At 72.5% G+C, this 16,826-nt stretch carries 16 protein-coding genes; 3 read left to right on the top strand and 13 right to left on the bottom strand.

From position 1 onward, the window contains the following. Positions 1-46: 46 nt before the first annotated feature. Genes der through ACIBQ6_RS19040 form a run of 4 tightly spaced genes read right to left on the bottom strand, consistent with a single transcriptional unit; the run spans position 47 to position 4,163 of the window. The gene (gene der, locus ACIBQ6_RS19055; protein WP_352358193.1) at positions 47-1,438 is read right to left on the bottom strand and encodes a ribosome biogenesis GTPase Der; all 1,392 of its coding nucleotides are present in this window, start codon (positions 1,436-1,438) and stop codon (positions 47-49) included. 36 nt (positions 1,439-1,474) lie between these two features. Beyond that, positions 1,475-2,131 carry a (d)CMP kinase gene (gene cmk, locus ACIBQ6_RS19050; protein WP_358293734.1) on the bottom strand — a complete coding sequence of 219 codons (657 nt, stop codon included), beginning with the start codon at positions 2,129-2,131 and terminating at the stop codon, positions 1,475-1,477. Between the two features lie 54 nt (positions 2,132-2,185). Continuing rightward, on the bottom strand, positions 2,186-3,544 hold the full coding sequence (locus ACIBQ6_RS19045) for a carotenoid oxygenase family protein (RefSeq protein WP_358293736.1): 1,359 nt from the start codon (positions 3,542-3,544) through the stop codon (positions 2,186-2,188). A gap of 13 nt (positions 3,545-3,557) precedes the next feature. Further along, positions 3,558-4,163 (bottom strand): TetR/AcrR family transcriptional regulator, encoded by a 606-nt coding sequence (locus ACIBQ6_RS19040; protein WP_358293737.1) that lies wholly within the window; start codon positions 4,161-4,163, stop codon positions 3,558-3,560. Between the two features lie 118 nt (positions 4,164-4,281). Between ACIBQ6_RS19040 and ACIBQ6_RS19035 the strand changes: the two genes are divergently transcribed. After that, positions 4,282-5,136: a glycosyltransferase gene (locus ACIBQ6_RS19035; RefSeq protein WP_358293738.1), complete on the top strand. Its 855-nt coding sequence runs from the start codon at positions 4,282-4,284 to the stop codon at positions 5,134-5,136. 64 nt (positions 5,137-5,200) lie between these two features. On the opposite strand, the gene ACIBQ6_RS19030 is transcribed toward ACIBQ6_RS19035, so the two are convergent. The 9 genes from ACIBQ6_RS19030 to ACIBQ6_RS18990 form a co-directional block, all read right to left on the bottom strand. Then, positions 5,201-6,295 (bottom strand): prephenate dehydrogenase, encoded by a 1,095-nt coding sequence (locus ACIBQ6_RS19030; protein WP_358293739.1) that lies wholly within the window; start codon positions 6,293-6,295, stop codon positions 5,201-5,203. A gap of 91 nt (positions 6,296-6,386) precedes the next feature. Then, a complete protein-coding gene (gene aroH, locus ACIBQ6_RS19025) occupies positions 6,387-6,746 on the bottom strand; it encodes a chorismate mutase (RefSeq protein WP_357968329.1) in 360 nt (119 codons plus the stop codon). Between the two features lie 71 nt (positions 6,747-6,817). Further along, positions 6,818-8,878 carry a pseudouridine synthase gene (locus tag ACIBQ6_RS19020; RefSeq protein ID WP_397213245.1) on the bottom strand — a complete coding sequence of 687 codons (2,061 nt, stop codon included), beginning with the start codon at positions 8,876-8,878 and terminating at the stop codon, positions 6,818-6,820. After that, the gene (scpB, locus tag ACIBQ6_RS19015; RefSeq protein WP_387667477.1) at positions 8,875-9,396 is read right to left on the bottom strand and encodes an SMC-Scp complex subunit ScpB; all 522 of its coding nucleotides are present in this window, start codon (positions 9,394-9,396) and stop codon (positions 8,875-8,877) included. Before scpB ends, ACIBQ6_RS19020 begins: the two co-directional genes overlap by 4 nt. 346 nt (positions 9,397-9,742) lie before the next feature. Beyond that, positions 9,743-10,564 carry a segregation and condensation protein A gene (locus tag ACIBQ6_RS19010; RefSeq protein WP_397213243.1) on the bottom strand — a complete coding sequence of 274 codons (822 nt, stop codon included), beginning with the start codon at positions 10,562-10,564 and terminating at the stop codon, positions 9,743-9,745. Next, positions 10,561-11,496 carry a ParA family protein gene (locus ACIBQ6_RS19005; protein ID WP_387645452.1) on the bottom strand — a complete coding sequence of 312 codons (936 nt, stop codon included), beginning with the start codon at positions 11,494-11,496 and terminating at the stop codon, positions 10,561-10,563. Before ACIBQ6_RS19005 ends, ACIBQ6_RS19010 begins: the two co-directional genes overlap by 4 nt. A gap of 123 nt (positions 11,497-11,619) precedes the next feature. Next, positions 11,620-12,525 carry a site-specific tyrosine recombinase XerD gene (locus tag ACIBQ6_RS19000; RefSeq protein WP_352358212.1) on the bottom strand — a complete coding sequence of 302 codons (906 nt, stop codon included), beginning with the start codon at positions 12,523-12,525 and terminating at the stop codon, positions 11,620-11,622. 15 nt (positions 12,526-12,540) lie between these two features. Continuing rightward, positions 12,541-13,152 carry an NUDIX hydrolase gene (locus ACIBQ6_RS18995; protein ID WP_358293743.1) on the bottom strand — a complete coding sequence of 204 codons (612 nt, stop codon included), beginning with the start codon at positions 13,150-13,152 and terminating at the stop codon, positions 12,541-12,543. After that, positions 13,149-14,813 (bottom strand): CTP synthase, encoded by a 1,665-nt coding sequence (locus ACIBQ6_RS18990; RefSeq protein WP_397213241.1) that lies wholly within the window; start codon positions 14,811-14,813, stop codon positions 13,149-13,151. Before ACIBQ6_RS18990 ends, ACIBQ6_RS18995 begins: the two co-directional genes overlap by 4 nt. 131 nt (positions 14,814-14,944) lie before the next feature. On the opposite strand from ACIBQ6_RS18990, the gene ACIBQ6_RS18985 reads away from it, so the two are divergent. Both ACIBQ6_RS18985 and ACIBQ6_RS18980 read left to right on the top strand, forming a co-directional pair. Beyond that, entirely contained in the window at positions 14,945-15,607 is a 663-nt protein-coding gene (locus ACIBQ6_RS18985) for a DapH/DapD/GlmU-related protein (protein WP_397166182.1), read from the top strand. 67 nt (positions 15,608-15,674) lie between these two features. After that, positions 15,675-16,793: an NAD(P)H-dependent flavin oxidoreductase gene (locus ACIBQ6_RS18980; RefSeq protein ID WP_397213239.1), complete on the top strand. Its 1,119-nt coding sequence runs from the start codon at positions 15,675-15,677 to the stop codon at positions 16,791-16,793. Positions 16,794-16,826 lie beyond the last annotated feature (33 nt).

Here is a 16,826-nt window from a genome sequence, read left to right as displayed (position 1 = left end):
TACTCGTCTCCGTCCACGTGTTGCCGTAGATGATACGGCAACGCCGTTACTTGTCCTTCTTGGGGCGCTTCTCGCGGATCTTCATCGTGACGTCGATCGGCGACCCGGCGAACCCGAACTCCTCTCGGATGCGCCGCTCGATGAAGCGCCGGTAGGTGTCCTCCAGCCAGCCGGAGGTGAACAGCACGAACTTGGGCGGCTCGACGGACGCCTGCGTGGCGAACAGGATCTTCGGCTGCTTGCCACCCCGGACGGGCGGCGGCGTCGCGTGCACCAGCTCGGTGAGGAACGCGTTGAGCCGCGCCGTCGGCACCCGGGTGGACCAGGAGTCGAGCGCCTTCTCCAGCGCCGGCACCAGCCGGTCCATGTGACGGCCGGTCTTGGCGGAGATGTTCACCCGCAGCGCCCACGGGGTGCGCACGAGCTGCCGGTCGATCTCCTTCTCCAGGTAGTAGCGGCGGTCTTCGTCGACGAGGTCCCACTTGTTGAAGGCCACCACCATGGCCCGCCCCGACTCGATCACCAGGCCGATGATCCGCAGGTCCTGCTCGGTGAGCGGCTCGCTGGCGTCGATCAGCACGATCGCCACCTCCGAGCGCTCCAGGGCGGCGCGGGTGCGCATGGCCGCGTAGAAGTCGGCGCCCTGCAGCTCGCGGTCGCGCCGCCGGATGCCGGCGGTGTCGACGAAGCGCCAGGTGCGCCCGCCCAGCTCGATCAGCTCGTCGACCGGGTCGCGGGTGGTGCCCGCCATCGGGTCGACCAGCACCCGCTCCTCGCCCGCCAGCTTGTTGAGCAGCGAGGACTTGCCCACGTTGGGCTTGCCGAGCAGCGCCACGCGGGCCGGGCCGCGCTCGCCGCCGAAGGTCACCTGCGGCGTCTCGGGCAGCGCGTCGAGCACCACGTCGAGCAGGTCGCCGCTGGAGCGGCCGTGCAGCGCGGAGACCGGGTAGGGCTCGCCCAGGCCGAGCGCCCACAGCGCGGCGGCCTCCAGCTCCAGCTGCTGGTTGTCGACCTTGTTGGCGGCCAGGAGCACCGGCTTGCCCGACTGGCGCAGCACCGCGCCCACGATCTCGTCGGCGTCGGTGGCGCCCACGGTGGCGTCGACCACGAACACGATCACGTCGGCCAGCTCGACGGCGACCTGGGCCTGCTCGGCGATGCGCAGGTTCATGCCGGTGGCGTCAGGGTCCCAGCCGCCGGTGTCGACGACGGTGAAGCGGCGGCCGCGCCAGTTGGCGTCGTAGGTGACGCGGTCGCGGGTGACGCCCGGAACGTCTTCCACGACTGCCTCGCGGCGGCCGATGATGCGGTTGACCAGCGTGGACTTGCCCACGTTGGGGCGGCCCACGATGGCCACGACCGGCAGAGGCGTGGTGTCGCCGTGCTCGGTGACTTCCAGCTCGTCGAGGTCAGCCTCGACCCAATCCCCCGTTGACATGCTTGTTCATCCTTAGGTGAGTACCGCACCTGGAGGTCAGGTGCGCTCCTTGACCAGCCTCAGCACCTCCGCGATGACCTCTTCGAGGTTCAGCGCGGTGGTGTCGAGCTCGACGGCGCCATCCGCCATCGAGAGTGGGTCCGTCTTACGTGTCGAGTCCAGGGTGTCACGCCGCTCCATGGCGGCCTGCTGCGCCTCCACCGTCGAGCCGGCCAGCTCGGCGCTCCTGCGCCGGGCGCGGGCCTCGGCGCTGGCCGTCAGGTAGACCTTGACAGGCGCGTCGGGGCAGACGACCTTGCCGATGTCGCGGCCCTCGACCACGATGTCACCAGCGCCGGCGATCTCCCGCTGCAGCGCGACCAGCCGCCTGCGCACCTCGGGGACGGCGGCCACGGCGGAGACCGAGCCGGTCACCTCGGCCTCCCGGATGGGCCCGCCCACGTCGACGCCGTCGACCAGGATCGTCGGCCCCTCGGGGTCGGTGCCGGAGACGATGGACGGCTCGCCGCAACGGGCCGCGACCGCCTCGGGATCGGCCAGGTCGACGCCCTGCCGGAGCATCCACCACGTCATCGCCCGGTACATGGCCCCGGTGTCGAGGTAACGCAGGCCCAGCGCACGGGCGACCCCGCGCGACACGCTCGACTTGCCCGACCCCGAAGGACCGTCCATGGCGACGACCAGACCGGACACGGCCTCTCCCTCTTCACGTGTGTTTCCCCAACCTGAAGAGGCTACCGCCTCCGGTCAGTCCGCGATCCAGCTCCCGTGGAAGCCGAGCGGGACCCTGGCCGGCAGGTGCACGACCGCGACCGGCTCGCCGGTGAAGTCCTGGGCCGAAAGGATCACCAGGTCGGCCGCTCCCCTGGCCGGGTCGTTGACGTAGGTGAGCAGGTAGCCGTCGTCCTCTGCGGCGCCGGAGGGCACGAAGACCGGCTCCCCCACGTACGCGCCGCGCCCGAACCGCCGCGCCTCCTGCGTGCCGCGTTCCAGGTCGTGCTTGATGAGCGTGTTGTCGAACGCCTCGTCCGGCAGGTCCTCCAGCTCGGCGGCCGGGTAGATCACGTCGTGCAGGTCGGCGGCGGCCGAGGTGTAGCCGTAGCGGTACGGGCCGCCGGTGCGGCGCTCGTCGATGCGGGGGAACTCCTGGGGGCGGTCGTCCAGGCGGGTGGTGGTGACCCGGCCCGCGCCGGGGTCGATGCGCCACCGGTCGAGCGTGGGCGCGCCGCCCAGGTCGAGCCGGGCGTCCACGAACCGCTTGGGGTAGCGGACGACGTCCACCACGACCTGGTCGCCGTCGTCGTAGGCGTTGAGGGTGTGGAAGACCCAGCAGGGGTCGATCTCCACCCACTGCACGTCGCCGGTCTCGCGGGAGAGCAGGCCGAGCCGGGCGGGCCGGGCGTCGTCCCACGCGTACGGGAGCGGCGCGCCGCGCTCGGCGTGGGCCATGCTGAGCGTGACCGGCAGGTCGTAGATCACGACGTGCCGGCGGGTCAGCGCGAAGTCGTGCAGCATCGGGCGGTCGGCGACGGGGATGTCCCTGACCTGGGCCACCACGCCCTTGGGGTCGATCACGATGTGCTGATGGTGGTCCCAGCCGGCGAAGTAGGCCATCGCGTGCAGCTCGCCGGTGACCGGGTCGAGGTGGGTGTGGGCGGCGTACCCGCCGGGCAGGCCGCCGACGAAGTCGCACGCGCCGACCGTGTCGAGCTCGTAGCTCAGCTCGTACGGCAACCCGCCCGCCTCGACGGTCGCGAACGTGCGCCCGGCGATGCCGATGACGTGCGTGTTGGCCGCGAAGTCCATGCCCGCGTGCACCGGGCCCGGCGCCGGCGGCTCGCCCAGCCGGCGGGCCACCTCGGCGTTGCGCACCCACCGGTTGCGGTACCACTCGGCCCGCCCGCCGCGCAGCCGCACGCCGTGGACCATGCCCTCCCCCATGAACAGGTGGGTGGCGGCCGGGTCGTCGAGGCTGAGCGGGTTGGGGCCGTTGCGCAGGTAGCGGCCGTCGAGCTCGGCGGGGATGCGGCCGGTGACCTCCAGGTCGAAGGCCGTGATCTCCTCCGTCGCGGGTGCGAATCCGTTGCGGAAGGGGGTGCTGGTCATCGTGCGCTTCCTCTCAGGTCAGGAACGGCGTGAGCACGGAGGTGTAGAGCAGCCGGTAGCGCCGCTCCGCCTCGGCGCTGTCGAAGAAGCCGGAGATCTCCAGGCTCACCGCGCCGTGGATCGCCATCCACAGCACGTCGGCTATCTCGCCGGCGGCGGCCCCGCGCAGCCGTCCGGCCTCCAGGCAGGCGGCCACGGCCTCGACCAGGATGTCGAAGGTCCGCCGGCCGGCCGCGACCGCGTCGGGGGCGGGCTGGAAGCCGTGCATCGCGTTCTGGAACATGACCCGGTAGTAGTCGGGCTCGTCCAGCGCGTACTCGCGGTAGGCCGCCAGGCCCGCGTGCAGCGCCGGGAGCGGGTCCTCCTCGGCGGGGACGGCCAGCAGGCGCGCCTCCAGCCGGGCGAAGCCCTCCAGCCACAGCGCCTCGCTGAGGCCGTCCTTGCCGCCGAAGAGGGTGTAGATCACCTTCGTGGAGCAGCCGACCTCGCCGGAGATGCGCCGGACGGTGAGCGCCGCCGGGCCCTCGGCGACGAGCAGGTGTTTGGCGGCGTCGAGGATGGCCGTCCTGACCACGCTCTGGCCTTCCTGCTGGGCTTGCCGGTACGCGGTGACCGCCATGTGAGTAACACCGTTTCTTGTCGGTAACGCTGTTACCGACCTTTGTACGCCTCCTGCGTCCCGCCGTCAATGCCGCCGGCGAGGAGTAAGGGCGTCCGCCCAGGTAAGGAGGTCCGGCGTGACGGAGACGAACCGAGCGCGGGTCACGGTCGTGGTGGCCACCAGGGATCGGGTCAGAACGCTGGCCCGGACGATCCCCCGCCACCCCAGGCCGGTGATCCTCGTCGACAACGGCTCCTCCGACGGGACCGCCGGGTTCGTTCGCAAGCACTTCCCCGACGTCCAGGTGGTCGAGGCGGGGGCCAATCTGGGCGCGCCGGGCCGCAACGTCGGCGTGCGCCTGGCCGAGACGCCCTACGTCGCCTTCGCCGACGACGACTCCTGGTGGGCGCCCGGCGCCCTGGAGCTGGCCGCCGACGTGCTGGACGCCCATCCCCGCCTGGCCGTTCTGGGCGCGCGCGTGCTGGTCGGGCCGCAGGAGCGGCTGGACGCGGTGTCGGAGGCGATGCGCGACTCACCGCTCGGCGTCGAGGACGACCTGCCGGGGCCGAGCGTGCTGGGCTTCCTGGCCTGCGGGGCCGTCGTGCGCAGGGAGGCGTTCCTGGAGGCGGGCGGCTTCGACGACGTGATCTTCTTCTTCGGCGAGGAGGAACGGCTGGCCGTGGACCTGGCCGCGCGCGGCTGGGGGCTGGCCTACGTGGACGACGTCGTCGCCCACCACCACCCCTCCCCCGCCCGCGACCCGCGCGGCAGGCAGGCGCTGGCGGCGCGCAACGCCGTGCTGACCGCCGTGCTGCGCCGTCCCTGGCCGGTGGTGGCGCGCCGGTCCCTGGAGGCGCTGCTGGGCGGTCCGGCGGGCCGGGAGGGGCTGCGCACCGCCGTACGGCGGCTGCCCAGGGCCCTGGCCGCCCGGCGCGGCCTGCCGGTCGCCGTGGAACGCGCCCGCCGCAGGCTGGAACGCGCGGCCGGCTGACGCCGTGGGCGGGGGCTCGGCGCCCGCCCGTCGCGTCGTGCTCAGTGTCCCCGGTCAGGGAACGTCAGGGGACCTGCCAGCCGCGTTCGCGCAGGGCGTCGGCGAGCGGGGAGGCCGCGTCCGGCTGGACCCACAGCTCCGCGATGCCCAGGGGCAGCCCGGGCGCGTGCTCCAGCCGCACGTCCTCGACGTTGACGCCGACCTCGTCGCACACCTGGAACAGCCGCGCCAGCTGGCCGGGACGGTCACCGATGACCACCTGGACGACCACGTACGCGGGAGCGGGGCCGCCGTGCTTGCCGGGGATGCGCCCGTGCCCGGCGACGCCGCGCTTGAGGAGCTGGGTGAGGTCGCCGCTCGCGGTGCCGTCGCCCTCGGCCAGGGAGCGCAGCGCGGTCGCGGCCTCGGCCAGGTCGCGGGAGACCGCCTCCAGCACCTCGGCGACCGGGGTCGCGTTGCCCGACAGGATGCCGAGCCAGAGCCCGGGGTCGCCGCCCGCGATCCTGGTCACGTCGCGCACCCCCTGCCCGGCCAGGCCGAGCGCGACCTCGGTGGCGTCGGCCAGGCGGGCCGCCACGGCCGAGGCGGCGACGTGGGGGGCGTGCGAGACGACGGCGACCGCGCGGTCGTGCTCCTCCGCGCCCACCTCGACGGGGTTGGCGCCGCACAGCTCGACCAGCTTGAGCACCGCCGCCCTGGCGTCGTCGGCGGCCTCGCCGGTCGGGCAGAGCGCCCATGGCCGGCCGAGGAACAGGTCGGCCCTGGCCGCGCCCGGACCGGACTTCTCCCGCCCGGCCAGCGGGTGGGAGGCGACGTAGGTCGTCAGGTCGCAGCCGAGCCGCGCGGCCATGCGGATGGGCTCGGCCTTGACGCTGGCGACGTCGGTGTAGAAGCGGGCCACGCCGCGGCTCTGCAGCTTCAGCAGCTCGTCGGCCACGTGTGCCGGGGGCACCGCGATGACCGCCAGGTCGACCTGCCCGGCGGGCAGCCGCTCCGGCTCCCACTCCTCGCCCGCGCCCAGTTCCCTGGCCAGCCGCACGGCGGCCGCGTCACGGTCGGCGAGCAGCACGCGCACGTCGTGCTTGCGCAGCGCCAGGGCCGCCGAGGTGCCGATGAGACCGGTGCCGACGACGAGCACGGTACGGAGTTCCGAGGCCATATCGATGTCCTGATTTATCGGGCTAGTGAGAGTGTTGCCTGCCGTGTCCGTCAGGCACGTGCCGCACGACGATCCGGCTCACGCCGGTCGCCTACTGGGCGATGTCCTGCCGCAGCGCCACCGCGCCCCGAAGATACACATGCTGCATCTCTGCCCGCGGACGGTCGGTCTCCACATGCGCCATCAGGCGCACCACGCGCGGCAGCGCCCCCGGCACGCCGATCTCGGTGCAGCAGATCAGCGGCACGTCGTGGAAACCCAGCTTGCGGGCCGCGAGGGCGGGGAACTCGGAGGTCAGGTCGGGGGTGGCGGTGAACAGCACGCTGATCACGTCGTCGGTGGTCAGGCTGTTGCGCTCCATGATCGCCTGGACCAGCTCGGTCGTCCCCTGGATGATCGAGTCGCGGTCGTCGGCATCCACCTGGATCGCCCCGCGGATCGCCCGCACCATGCGCCCTGTTCCCCTTCCATAGCGGGAGAGCCCGTGCGGAGATGCGCACGGGCCCCTGCGTTCCGGCCAGATTACAGCTTCACGGCCGCGTAAAGCTCGCCGACCTCCTTCAGGCTCAGCGCGCGGACCGTGCCGGCCTTGGTGCGGCCCAGCTTCACCGGACCGAACTCGATCCGGGCCAGGTCGATCACCCGGTGACCGGCCTCCTCCAGCATGCGCCGCACGACGTGCTTGCGGCCCTCGTGCAGCACCACCTCGACCAGCGCCTGCTGGCCGTGCTCCTGGACGATGGCGAAGCTGTCGGCCTTGGCGATGCCGTCCTCCAGCTCGATGCCCTGCTTGAGCCTGCGGCCCAGGTCGCGCGGGATCGGCCCCGGCACCTTGGCCCAGTACTTCTTCTGCACCCCGTAGCTCGGGTGCGTCAGCCGGTTGGCCAGCTCGCCGTCGTTGGTGAGCAGCAGCAGGCCCTCGGTCTCGGTGTCGAGCCGGCCGACGTGGAACAGGCGGGGAGCCAGCTCCTCGACGTAGTCGGCCAGGCACGGGCGGCCCTGCGGGTCGTCCATGGTGGACACGACGCCGATCGGCTTGTTGAGTGCGTAGTAGACGAGGTCGGGGGCGGTCGGGATGCGCTTGCCGTCGACGTGGATGACCTGGGCGGCGGGGTCGACCTTGGCGCCGAAGCGGCGCACGACCTGGCCGTTGACCGTGACGCGGCCGTCGCCGATCATCTCCTCGCAGGCGCGCCTGCTGGCCACGCCCGCCTGGGCGAGCACCTTCTGCAGGCGAACGCCGTTGGGCACCTCGGTGGTGTCGCGCTCGTCGGTGTAGTCGTCGTCGTAGAAGGCACGGTCGCGCAGCGGCTGACGGGCGGCCTTGACGCGCCTGGCCTGGGGGCTTTCGGCGCCGGCCGTACGACGTCCGCCGCCGAGCGTCTGCACGTCGTCGCGCCTCGGGGTGCGCGGCTGCTGCCCGCGGGGGTTGTCCTCGCGCCTGCCGAAACGGGCGCGGGTGTTGCCGGCGGAGGCGGACCTGGGAGCGTCGTCCCTGCGCCCGCCGCGGTCGGCACGGAAGCCGCCGCGCTCCTGACGCTCGCCGTCGCCGCCACGCACGGGACGCCCGTCGCCACGGGAGCCGGCGTAACCGCCACGCTCCCCGCGCCGCTCGCCCGCGTAGCCGCCGCGGCCCGCGGAGGATCCGCCACGACCGCCGGAGAACCCACCGCGGCCGCCGGAGAACCCACCGCGCTCGCCCGAGAAGCCACCGCGCTCGCCGGAGCCGCCACGGTCGCCCGAGTATCCGCCGCGCTCGCCCGAGTACCCGCCGCGCTCGCCACCGGCGTAGCCGCCGCGCTCACCGCGCCGGTCGCCGCCGTAGCCGCCGCGCCGGTCGTCGCCGAACCTGCCCCGGTCGCCGGACCGGGAAGCCCCGCCGAAGCCCTCACCACGCGGCCGGTCCCCGCCCTCACGACGCGGACGCTCGAAACCGCCCTCGCGGCGGGGACGGTCGAATCGGTCGCCGCCCTCACGCCGGGGACGGTCGAAACGGTCGCCGCCGCGCGGGCCGCGGTCACCGCGGTCGTCACGGGGACGGTCGTCGCGGAAGCGGTCGCCGCGGTCGCCACCGGCGGGCCGGTCGGCGCGCTGGTAGCGGTCGTCGCGGTCGCCACGCGCCGGACGGTCCGCGCGGTCGCCGCGCGAGTAGCCGTCACGGTCGCCACCGGAACGCCCGAAGCGGTCACCACCGGAAGCGGGACGACCGGAACGTTCACCACCGAAGCCGGGACGACCCGAACGGTCACCCCCGAAGCCGGAGCGCTCGCCGCCGGAGCGACCCGAACGGTCACCACTGAAGCCGGAGCGGTCGCCGCCGGAGGTGGGGCGGCCGGAGCGGTCGCCGCCGCGGAAGCCGGAGTCCTGGCGGGGTCGGTCGTCGCGGTCGCCGAAGCGGGCGCGGGCGCCGCCGCGGTCGGCGCGAAGGGAGTCGCGGCGGGGGTCGTCCCCGCCGAAGCCGCCGCCGGAGCCGTCGCGGCGGTTGTCGTCGGAGCGGAAGGCGGGACGCCCGCCGCGGCCGGAGCCGCCGGTACGTCCACGACCGCGTCCATCACCGGACGGGGTGCTGCGCCTGTTGATCACTTTGTTGTCTCCTCGAGGTTCTCCACGTCGTCGGGGAGGAAGGGGGCGAGCTCGGGAAGCTCGCTCAGGTCCCGCAGTCCCAGACGTTCCAGGAAGTATGAGCTTGTCCGGTAGAGCACTGCCTGGCTCTCCGGGTCGGTGCCGGCCTCCTCGACCAGCCCCCTGGCGACGAGCGTCCGCATGACGCCGTCGCTGTTGACGCCGCGTACGGCGGCGACACGGGCGCGGCTCACCGGTTGCCGGTAGGCCACGACCGCGAGGGTCTCCAGCGCGGCCTGGGTCAGCCGCGTCTGCTGGCCGTCGCGGACGAACCGCTCGACCAGCGCCGCGCAGTCGGCCCGCGTGTAGAAACGCCAGCCACCCGCGACTTCCCGCAGATCAAAACCCCGTCCGGCGGCCGTATATTCCGCCGCCAGCCCCCTGAGTGCCGCCGCGACCTCGTGGGTGGGGCGCTCCAGCACCTGGGCCAGCGTGATCTCGGCGACGGGCTCGTCGACGACCATCAGGATGGCCTCCAGGACCGCCTCAAGAGCGGGCCCCTCCCGCTGAACGTTCTCCTCCGGGCCCTGCTGGCCTTCCTCCCGGTCGGCGGCGGTGTCCGAGGGCCGCTCGGGGCCCGCGGAAGGCGACTCGGTCAAGGACGACTCGGGCGACGGCGACTCGGGGGCCGGCGACTCAGGGGCCGGCGACTCGGGCGACGGCGAGGGCTTCGGCGGCGCGACCGGCGATTCGGGGCCGGCGGGCAGGGCGGACGCCTCCTCCGGCGAGGACGGCTGGACGAGGGAGCCCGGGAGCGTCATCCAGGCGGGCAGCGGCGACCCCGAGTCGGGGGCCTTGCGGGGGCCCGGCAGGGGGTTGGGGTTGTCAGTCATTCGATGGTTTCTCCGCGGATTCCTCGTAGTCGTCCCCCACCGCGACGTCGCCGTCGTCGGCGCCCGTCCAGGTCACGTGGAGCTCTCCCAGCGCCTCGACCTGCTCGAACGTCACCGCGGACTCCCGGAACAGCTCCAGCACGGCCAGGAAGCGGGCGATGACCTGGAAGGTGCCCTCGCAGTCGGCCGTCAGCGCGCGGAAGGTGGCCCGGCGCAGCCTGCGCAGGTGCATGACCAGGATGGCCGCCTGCTCCTTGACGCTGGCCAGCGGCTGGTAGATGTGGCCGACGCTGACGGTGGGCGGCAGTTTCGGGGTGAACGCCTTGGCCGCGATGCGGGCGAGCTGGTCAGGCCCGATGCCGAGGATGAGCTCGGGCAGCAGGTTGGCGAACTGCGGCTCCAGCGACACCGTGCGGGGGAAACGCAGGCTCTCCTCGGCCATCCGCCCCGCGAAGACCTTCGCGACCTCCTTGTACGCCTTGTACTGCAGCAGCCGGGCGAACAGCAGGTCTCTGGCCTCCAGGAGCGCGAGGTCCTCTTCGTCCTCCACCTCGCCGGACGGCAGCAGCCGGGCCGCCTTCAGGTCGAGCAGCGTGGCCGCGACCAGCAGGAAGTGGCTGGTCTGGTCGAGGTCCCACTCCGGGCCCTTGGACCGGATGTAGGCGATGAACTCGTCGGTGACCTTGGAGAGCGAGACCTCGGTGATGTCGAGCTTGTGCTTGGCGATCAGGCCGAGGAGCAGGTCGAAGGGGCCTTCGAAGACGTCCAGGTGTACCTGGAAGCGTTGGGGGGCCTCGGTCTGCTCTGCGGTCACCTGGCCATTGTCGCAGGAGCCGGCCAGCGCGAGAGCACCTCGCGGGCCAGTTCGCGGTAGGCGTTGGCGCCGAGGGACGACGGGTCGAAGGTGGTGATCGGCTCGCCGGCGACGGTGGCGTCGGGGAAGCGGACCGTACGGTTGATCACCGTGTGGAACACCTTGTCGCCGAACGCCTCCACCACGCGGGCCAGCACCTCGCGGCCGTGCAGGGTACGGGCGTCGTACATGGTGGCGAGCAGGCCCTCGATCTCGAGGTCTTCGTTGAGCCGCTCCTGGACCTTGGAGATGGTGTCCATGAGCAGCGCCACGCCGCGCAGGGCGAAGAACTCGCACTCCAGCGGCACCATGACGCCGTGGGCGCAGGTCAGCGCGTTGATGGTGAGCAGGCCGAGCGACGGCTGGCAGTCGATGAGGCAGACGTCGTAGTGCGGCAGCAGCGGCTTGATCACCCGGCCGAGCACCTGCTCGCGGGCGACCTCGGTGACGAGCTGCACTTCGGCGGCCGACAGGTCGATGTTGCTGGGCAGCAGGTCGAGGCCCTCGACGCCGGTCTCCAGCAGGACGTCCTCGGCGGTGACGCCGCGGTCCATCAGCAGGTTGTAGACGGTCAGGTCGAGCTGGAGCGGGTTGATGCCCAGGCCGACCGAGAGCGCGCCCTGCGGGTCGAAGTCGACCAGCAGCACCTTCAGCCCGCACTCGACCAGCGCCGCGCCCAGGTTGATGGTGGTGGTCGTCTTGCCGACGCCGCCCTTCTGGTTGACCATCGCGACCACTCGCGCCGGGCCGTGCACCTGCGGCGGGACCGGTTCAGGGAACACCGGTCGCGGGCGCTGGGTGGGGCCCAGGTTGACGCCGTTGGAAGGCGCGTTGGTCTTGGTGTCACCCCAGGGGTTGTCGGGGGTCCCCGGGGTCGAACCCTTGGTCGTCACAGTCACCAGCTCGAACCTCCCTGACGATCCCGAACCGGACCGTCCGGACGGACACTATGGCGTCACCACTAAACGCGGCAAGGCGGCACGCCGGGGCACCGCGCACGCGCAAAAGACTATAGATCACTGCCGGGCGCGCGGGTGCGCCGCGGCGTAGACCTCGCGGAGTTTGTCGACCGTCACCAGGGTGTAGACCTGTGTGGTGGTGACGGAGGCGTGACCGAGCAGCTCCTGGACCACCCGGACGTCCGCGCCGCCGTCGAGCAGGTGGGTGGCGAAGGAGTGGCGCAGGACGTGCGGGCTGATGCCGGCCAGGCCGGCGCGTTCGGCCGCGGCCTGGAGCACTTCCCAGGCTCCCTGCCTGGTCAGCCGGCCGCCGCGGGCGTTGAGGAAGACCCCGGGGGTGCCGCGGCCGTGGGCCAGCAGGCCGGGCCTGGCGCGGACGAGGTAGGCGTCGAGCGCCGAGCGGGCGTAGCGGCCGAGCGGGACGACGCGGGTGCGGCCGCCCTTGCCGCGCAGTCGCACCTGGTCGGGTTCGAGGTCGTCCACGGCCAGGCCGACGGCTTCGGAGATGCGGGCGCCGGTGCCGTACAGGACCTCCAGCAGGGCGCGGTTGCGCAGGGTGAGCGGGGCGCCGTCGGGGCCGGAGGCGGCGATGAGGCGTTCGACCTCGTCGACGGCGATCGCCTTGGGCAGCCTGCGGAGCTGGCGCGGCGGGCGTACTTCGTGGGCGGGGTCGTGGGCCGTGACGCCTTCGCGCAGGGCGAACCGGTGGAGGCCCCGTACGGCCGAGACGGCCCGCGCGGCCGAGCTGGCCACGAGGGCGGGATGTTCCCGGTCGCCCTCGCGCAACGCGGCGAGGAAGGCCTGGACGTCGGCCTCCCCCACCTCGTCGAGCTTCAGCCGCCCGCGCGCCTGCAGATGTTCGAAGTATCGCCGCAGGTCACGGCGGTAGGACGCGAGCGTGTTGGCAGCCAGGCCCCGCTCCACCGCCAGATGGGCGAGGTAGCTGGAGAGCACCGCCTCCACGACATGGTCCTTCCGTCACGCCTCCGGGGCGTCGGCGGGGCGCAACAGGGCGAATCCCTCAACCGAAGCCGCATATGCGGCGAGGATACCGGCCACGGCCGGGGAATTGTGGATCATTCCCATGAGCGCCTTCTCGACCGCGTCTGACAGCGGCACCCATTCGACCGGCATGCCGATCTCCTCGTGCCGGTGGACGAAGGTGTTCTCCTCGTCGGGGATCCTGCTCAGGCCGCGGGCGAGGAAGACCCTGATCCGCTCGTCGGTCATGCCGGGAGAGGAGCGCAGGTCGACCAGGGTGTGCCAGGTGTCGGCGCGGTAGCCGGACTCCTCGGCGAGCTCGCGGGCCGCGGTGTCGGCGAGCGGTTCGCCCGCCACGTCGCGGATGCCGGCCGGCAGCTCCCACATGAGCTGCCGGGTGGGGTGGCGGTACTGCCTGATCATCAGGACGCGGTCGTGGTCGTCGAGCGCGAGCACGGCGACCGAGCCGGGGTGGACGACGTAGTCGCGGTCGGCGACCTCGTCCTGGGGCATCCTGACCGTGTCGGTGACGACCTTGATCACGTAGCCCTGGAAGTGCTCCTTGGACGCGACGACGTCCCACGCCTCGGGCGTGTCTCGGACGTTCACTTGCCGACCTTGGTGCTCACGCGGCTGTCGGCGTAGGTCAGGGCGGCGCCGATGAGGCCCTTGAACATCGGGTTGGCCCGGGTGGGACGGGAGCGGAACTCGGGGTGCGCCTGCGTGCCGATGAAGAACGGGTGCACGTCGAGGGGCAGCTCGGTGTACTCCACCAGGCGGCCGTCGGGCGACAGGCCGGAGAAGACCAGGCCGACGTTCTCCAGGCGCTCGCGGTAGGCGTTGTTCACCTCGTACCTGTGACGGTGGCGCTCGTCGGCCTTGGCCTTGCCGCCGTAGAGCTGCCTGGCCAGGGTGCCCTCGCCGAGCTTGGCGGTGTAGCTGCCGAGCCGCATGGTGCCGCCCATGTCGCGCTCGCCGGCGACGACGTCCTCCTGGTCGGCCATGGTGGAGATGACCGCGTGCTTGGTGTCGGGGTCGAACTCGGCGGAGTTGGCGTCCTCGATGCCGGCCATGTTGCGGGCCGCCTCGATGACCATGCCCTGCATGCCGAGGCAGATGCCGAGCAGCGGGATCCGGCCCTCGCGGGCGTGCCGGATGGCGCCGATCTTGCCCTCGATGCCGCGCACGCCGAACCCGCCGGGGATCAGCACGCCGTCGACGCCGTCGAGCTCGCGCTCGGCGCCCTCGGGGGTCTCGCAGTCGTCGCTCTTGACCCAGCGGATGTTGACCCGCGCGTCGTTGGCGAAACCGCCGGCGCGCAGCGCCTCGGTGACCGACAGGTACGCGTCGGGCAGGTCGATGTACTTGCCGACCAGCGCGATCGTGACCTCCTTGGCCGGGCGGTGCACGCGGCGCAGGAGCTGCTCCCACTCCTTCCAGTCGACGTCGCGGAAGGGCAGGCCGAGGCGGCGCACGACGTAGGCGTCGAGGCCCTCGGCGTGCAGCACCTTGGGGATGTCGTAGATGGAGGCGGCGTCGACGGCCGAGACGACGGCGTCCTCGTCGACGTCGCACATGAGGCTGATCTTGCGCTTGATCGCCGTCTGGACCGGACGGTCGGAGCGCAGCACGATCGCGTCGGGCTGGATGCCGATGCTGCGCAGCGCGGCCACGCTGTGCTGGGTCGGCTTGGTCTTCAGCTCGCCGGACGGGCCGATGTAGGGCAGCAGCGACACGTGCAGGAAGAAGACGTTGTCGCGGCCGACCTCGTGCCTGATCTGGCGGACGGCCTCCAGGAAGGGCAGCGACTCGATGTCGCCGACCGTGCCGCCGACCTCGGTGATCACGACGTCGACGTCGGGGCCGGCCATACCCCGGATGCGGTCCTTGATCTCGTTGGTGATGTGCGGGATGACCTGGACGGTGTCGCCCAGGTATTCGCCGCGCCGCTCCTTGGCGATGACGTTGGAGTAGACCTGGCCGGTGGTGACGTTGGCCGAGCCGTGCAGGTCGGTGTCGAGGAACCGCTCGTAGTGGCCGACGTCGAGGTCGGTCTCGGAGCCGTCGTCGGTGACGAAGACCTCGCCGTGCTGGAACGGGTTCATCGTGCCGGGGTCGACGTTGAGGTAAGGGTCGAGCTTCTGCATGGTGACCCGGAGACCGCGCCCCTTGAGCAGCCGGCCGAGGCTGGAGGCCGTGAGCCCCTTGCCGAGACTGGAGGCGACACCGCCGGTGACGAACAGATGCTTGGTTTGCGATGCGCTGCGCAAAGGGGCTCCCGTGGCTCGAATGGTGGCCGAAGTGTCCACGGGCTCTCAGGATATCAAACAACGCCCCTCACATGCCCGAACGGCATGACCTAGCGGTAACTTTGGGCCCTATGTCACTAGTACGCCGGGCCATGGGCGCACTGATTCACCGTGCGTACGCGGCGATCCGCCACGCCGGGGCGATCTCCCCGGACTCCACGGCGGGTTACCGTTTCCGCCGGATCGGCGAGGGAGTCAGCATCGCCTTCCCGCCGGGGGCGATCTTCGGCGAGCGGTGGATCGAGATCGGCGAGCACACGCTGATCGGCGAGCGCGTGTCGATCTCCTGCGGCATGTGGCCGGGCGTCGAGCTCGGCCCGGACTCGATCCTGCGGATCGGCGGCTCGTGCTCGATCGGCAGGGGCTCGCACATCGTGGCCCACCAGTCGATCGACATCGGCGATCACGTCTTCACCGGCCCGTACGTCTACATCACCGACCAGAACCACGTCTACGACGACCCCGAGACGCCGATCGGTCGGCAGTGGCCGCGCAACAGCCCGGTCTCGATCGGCGCCGGGTCCTGGCTCGGCACGGGCGCGATCATCCTGCCGGGCACGGTCCTCGGGCGGCAGTGCGTGGTGGCGGGGGGCGCGGTGGTGCGCGGCGAGTTCCCCGACCACAGCGTGGTCGCCGGGGTGCCCGCCAAGCGCGTCCGCGGGTACACGCCGGAGCTCGGCTGGCACGCCCCCGGCGCCGCCGAGGCGGCCGCCGCGATCGCCCTGGCACTCGACGGGCAGACCGGGCCGTCCTGAGGTCCGGGACGCGCGGACCCGGGAACGGGGATGGACCGAACAAGCTTCTGGAGGTTAGCGTCGGTGCATGCGGACCGCCATCTGTGAGCGCCTGGGCGTCGAGTTCCCGTTGTTCGCCTTCAGCCACTGCCGCGACGTGGTGGCCGCGGTCACGAACGCGGGCGGGTTCGGGGTGCTGGGGGCCGTCGCGTACTCGCCGGAGCGGCTGGACGCCGAGCTGACCTGGATCGACGAGCGGGTGGGCGGCCGGCCGTACGGGGTGGACGTGCTCGTCCCCGGCCGGATCGACGCCTCGGCGCTCGACCTGCGGGCCCACCTGCTGGACTTCGTGCCCGACCGCCACCGCGACTTCGTCGCCCACCTGCTGTCCAAGTACAGCGTGAACGCGCCGCCGCAGCCCCTGAGCGCGGTGGCCGACGAGTTCGGCCGGCGGGTGACGGCGCCGGGCGCGACCGCGCTGGTCGACGTGGCGCTCAAGCACCCGATCGGGCTCATCGCCAGCGCGCTCGGACCGCCGCCGCCGGAGATGGTGGCGGGCGCCAGGAAGGCGGGCGTGCCGGTGGCCGCGCTGGTCGGAACCGTGGAGCACGCCCGCAGGCAGGTGGCGGCCGGGGCGGACATCGTCGTGGCCCAGGGCACCGAGGCGGGCGGCCACACCGGCGAGATCTCCACGATGGTGCTCGTGCCGCAGGTCGTGGACGCGGTCGCGCCGGTCCCGGTGCTGGCCGCGGGCGGCATCGCCTCGGGACGCCAGATGGCCGCGGCCATGGCGCTCGGGGCCGAGGGCGTCTGGTGCGGCTCGGTGTGGCTGACCACCGAGGAGGCGGAGACGTCGCCCGCGCTGCGGCGCAAGCTGCTGGCCGCCTCGTCGCTGGACACCGTGCGGTCCCGGTCGCGCACGGGCAAGCCGGCGCGGCAGCTCAGGTCGGCCTGGACCGAGGAGTGGGACTCCGGGCAGGAGAGCCCGGGGCCGCTGGGCATGCCCCTGCAACTGCTGCTGGCCGAGGGGGCGATGGCCCGCATCGGCGCGGCGGCCGACCGCGGCGACCCCGGGGCCGTGGAGCTCGTCACCTACTACGTGGGCCAGGTGGTGGGCCAGCTCGATCGCGTGCGACCGGCCCGCGACGTGGTGTACGACATGATCAGCGAGTTCACCGACGCCGTGACCCGCCTCTCGTCGTCCTGAGTGGTTCCTCCCGTATGGCCCGATAGCATGCGC

The sequence above is a fragment of the Nonomuraea sp. NPDC049655 genome (genome assembly GCF_044465465.1).
Taxonomy (GTDB): Bacteria; Actinomycetota; Actinomycetes; order Streptosporangiales; family Streptosporangiaceae; genus Nonomuraea.
This window is presented reverse-complemented; position numbering and strand designations above follow the sequence as displayed.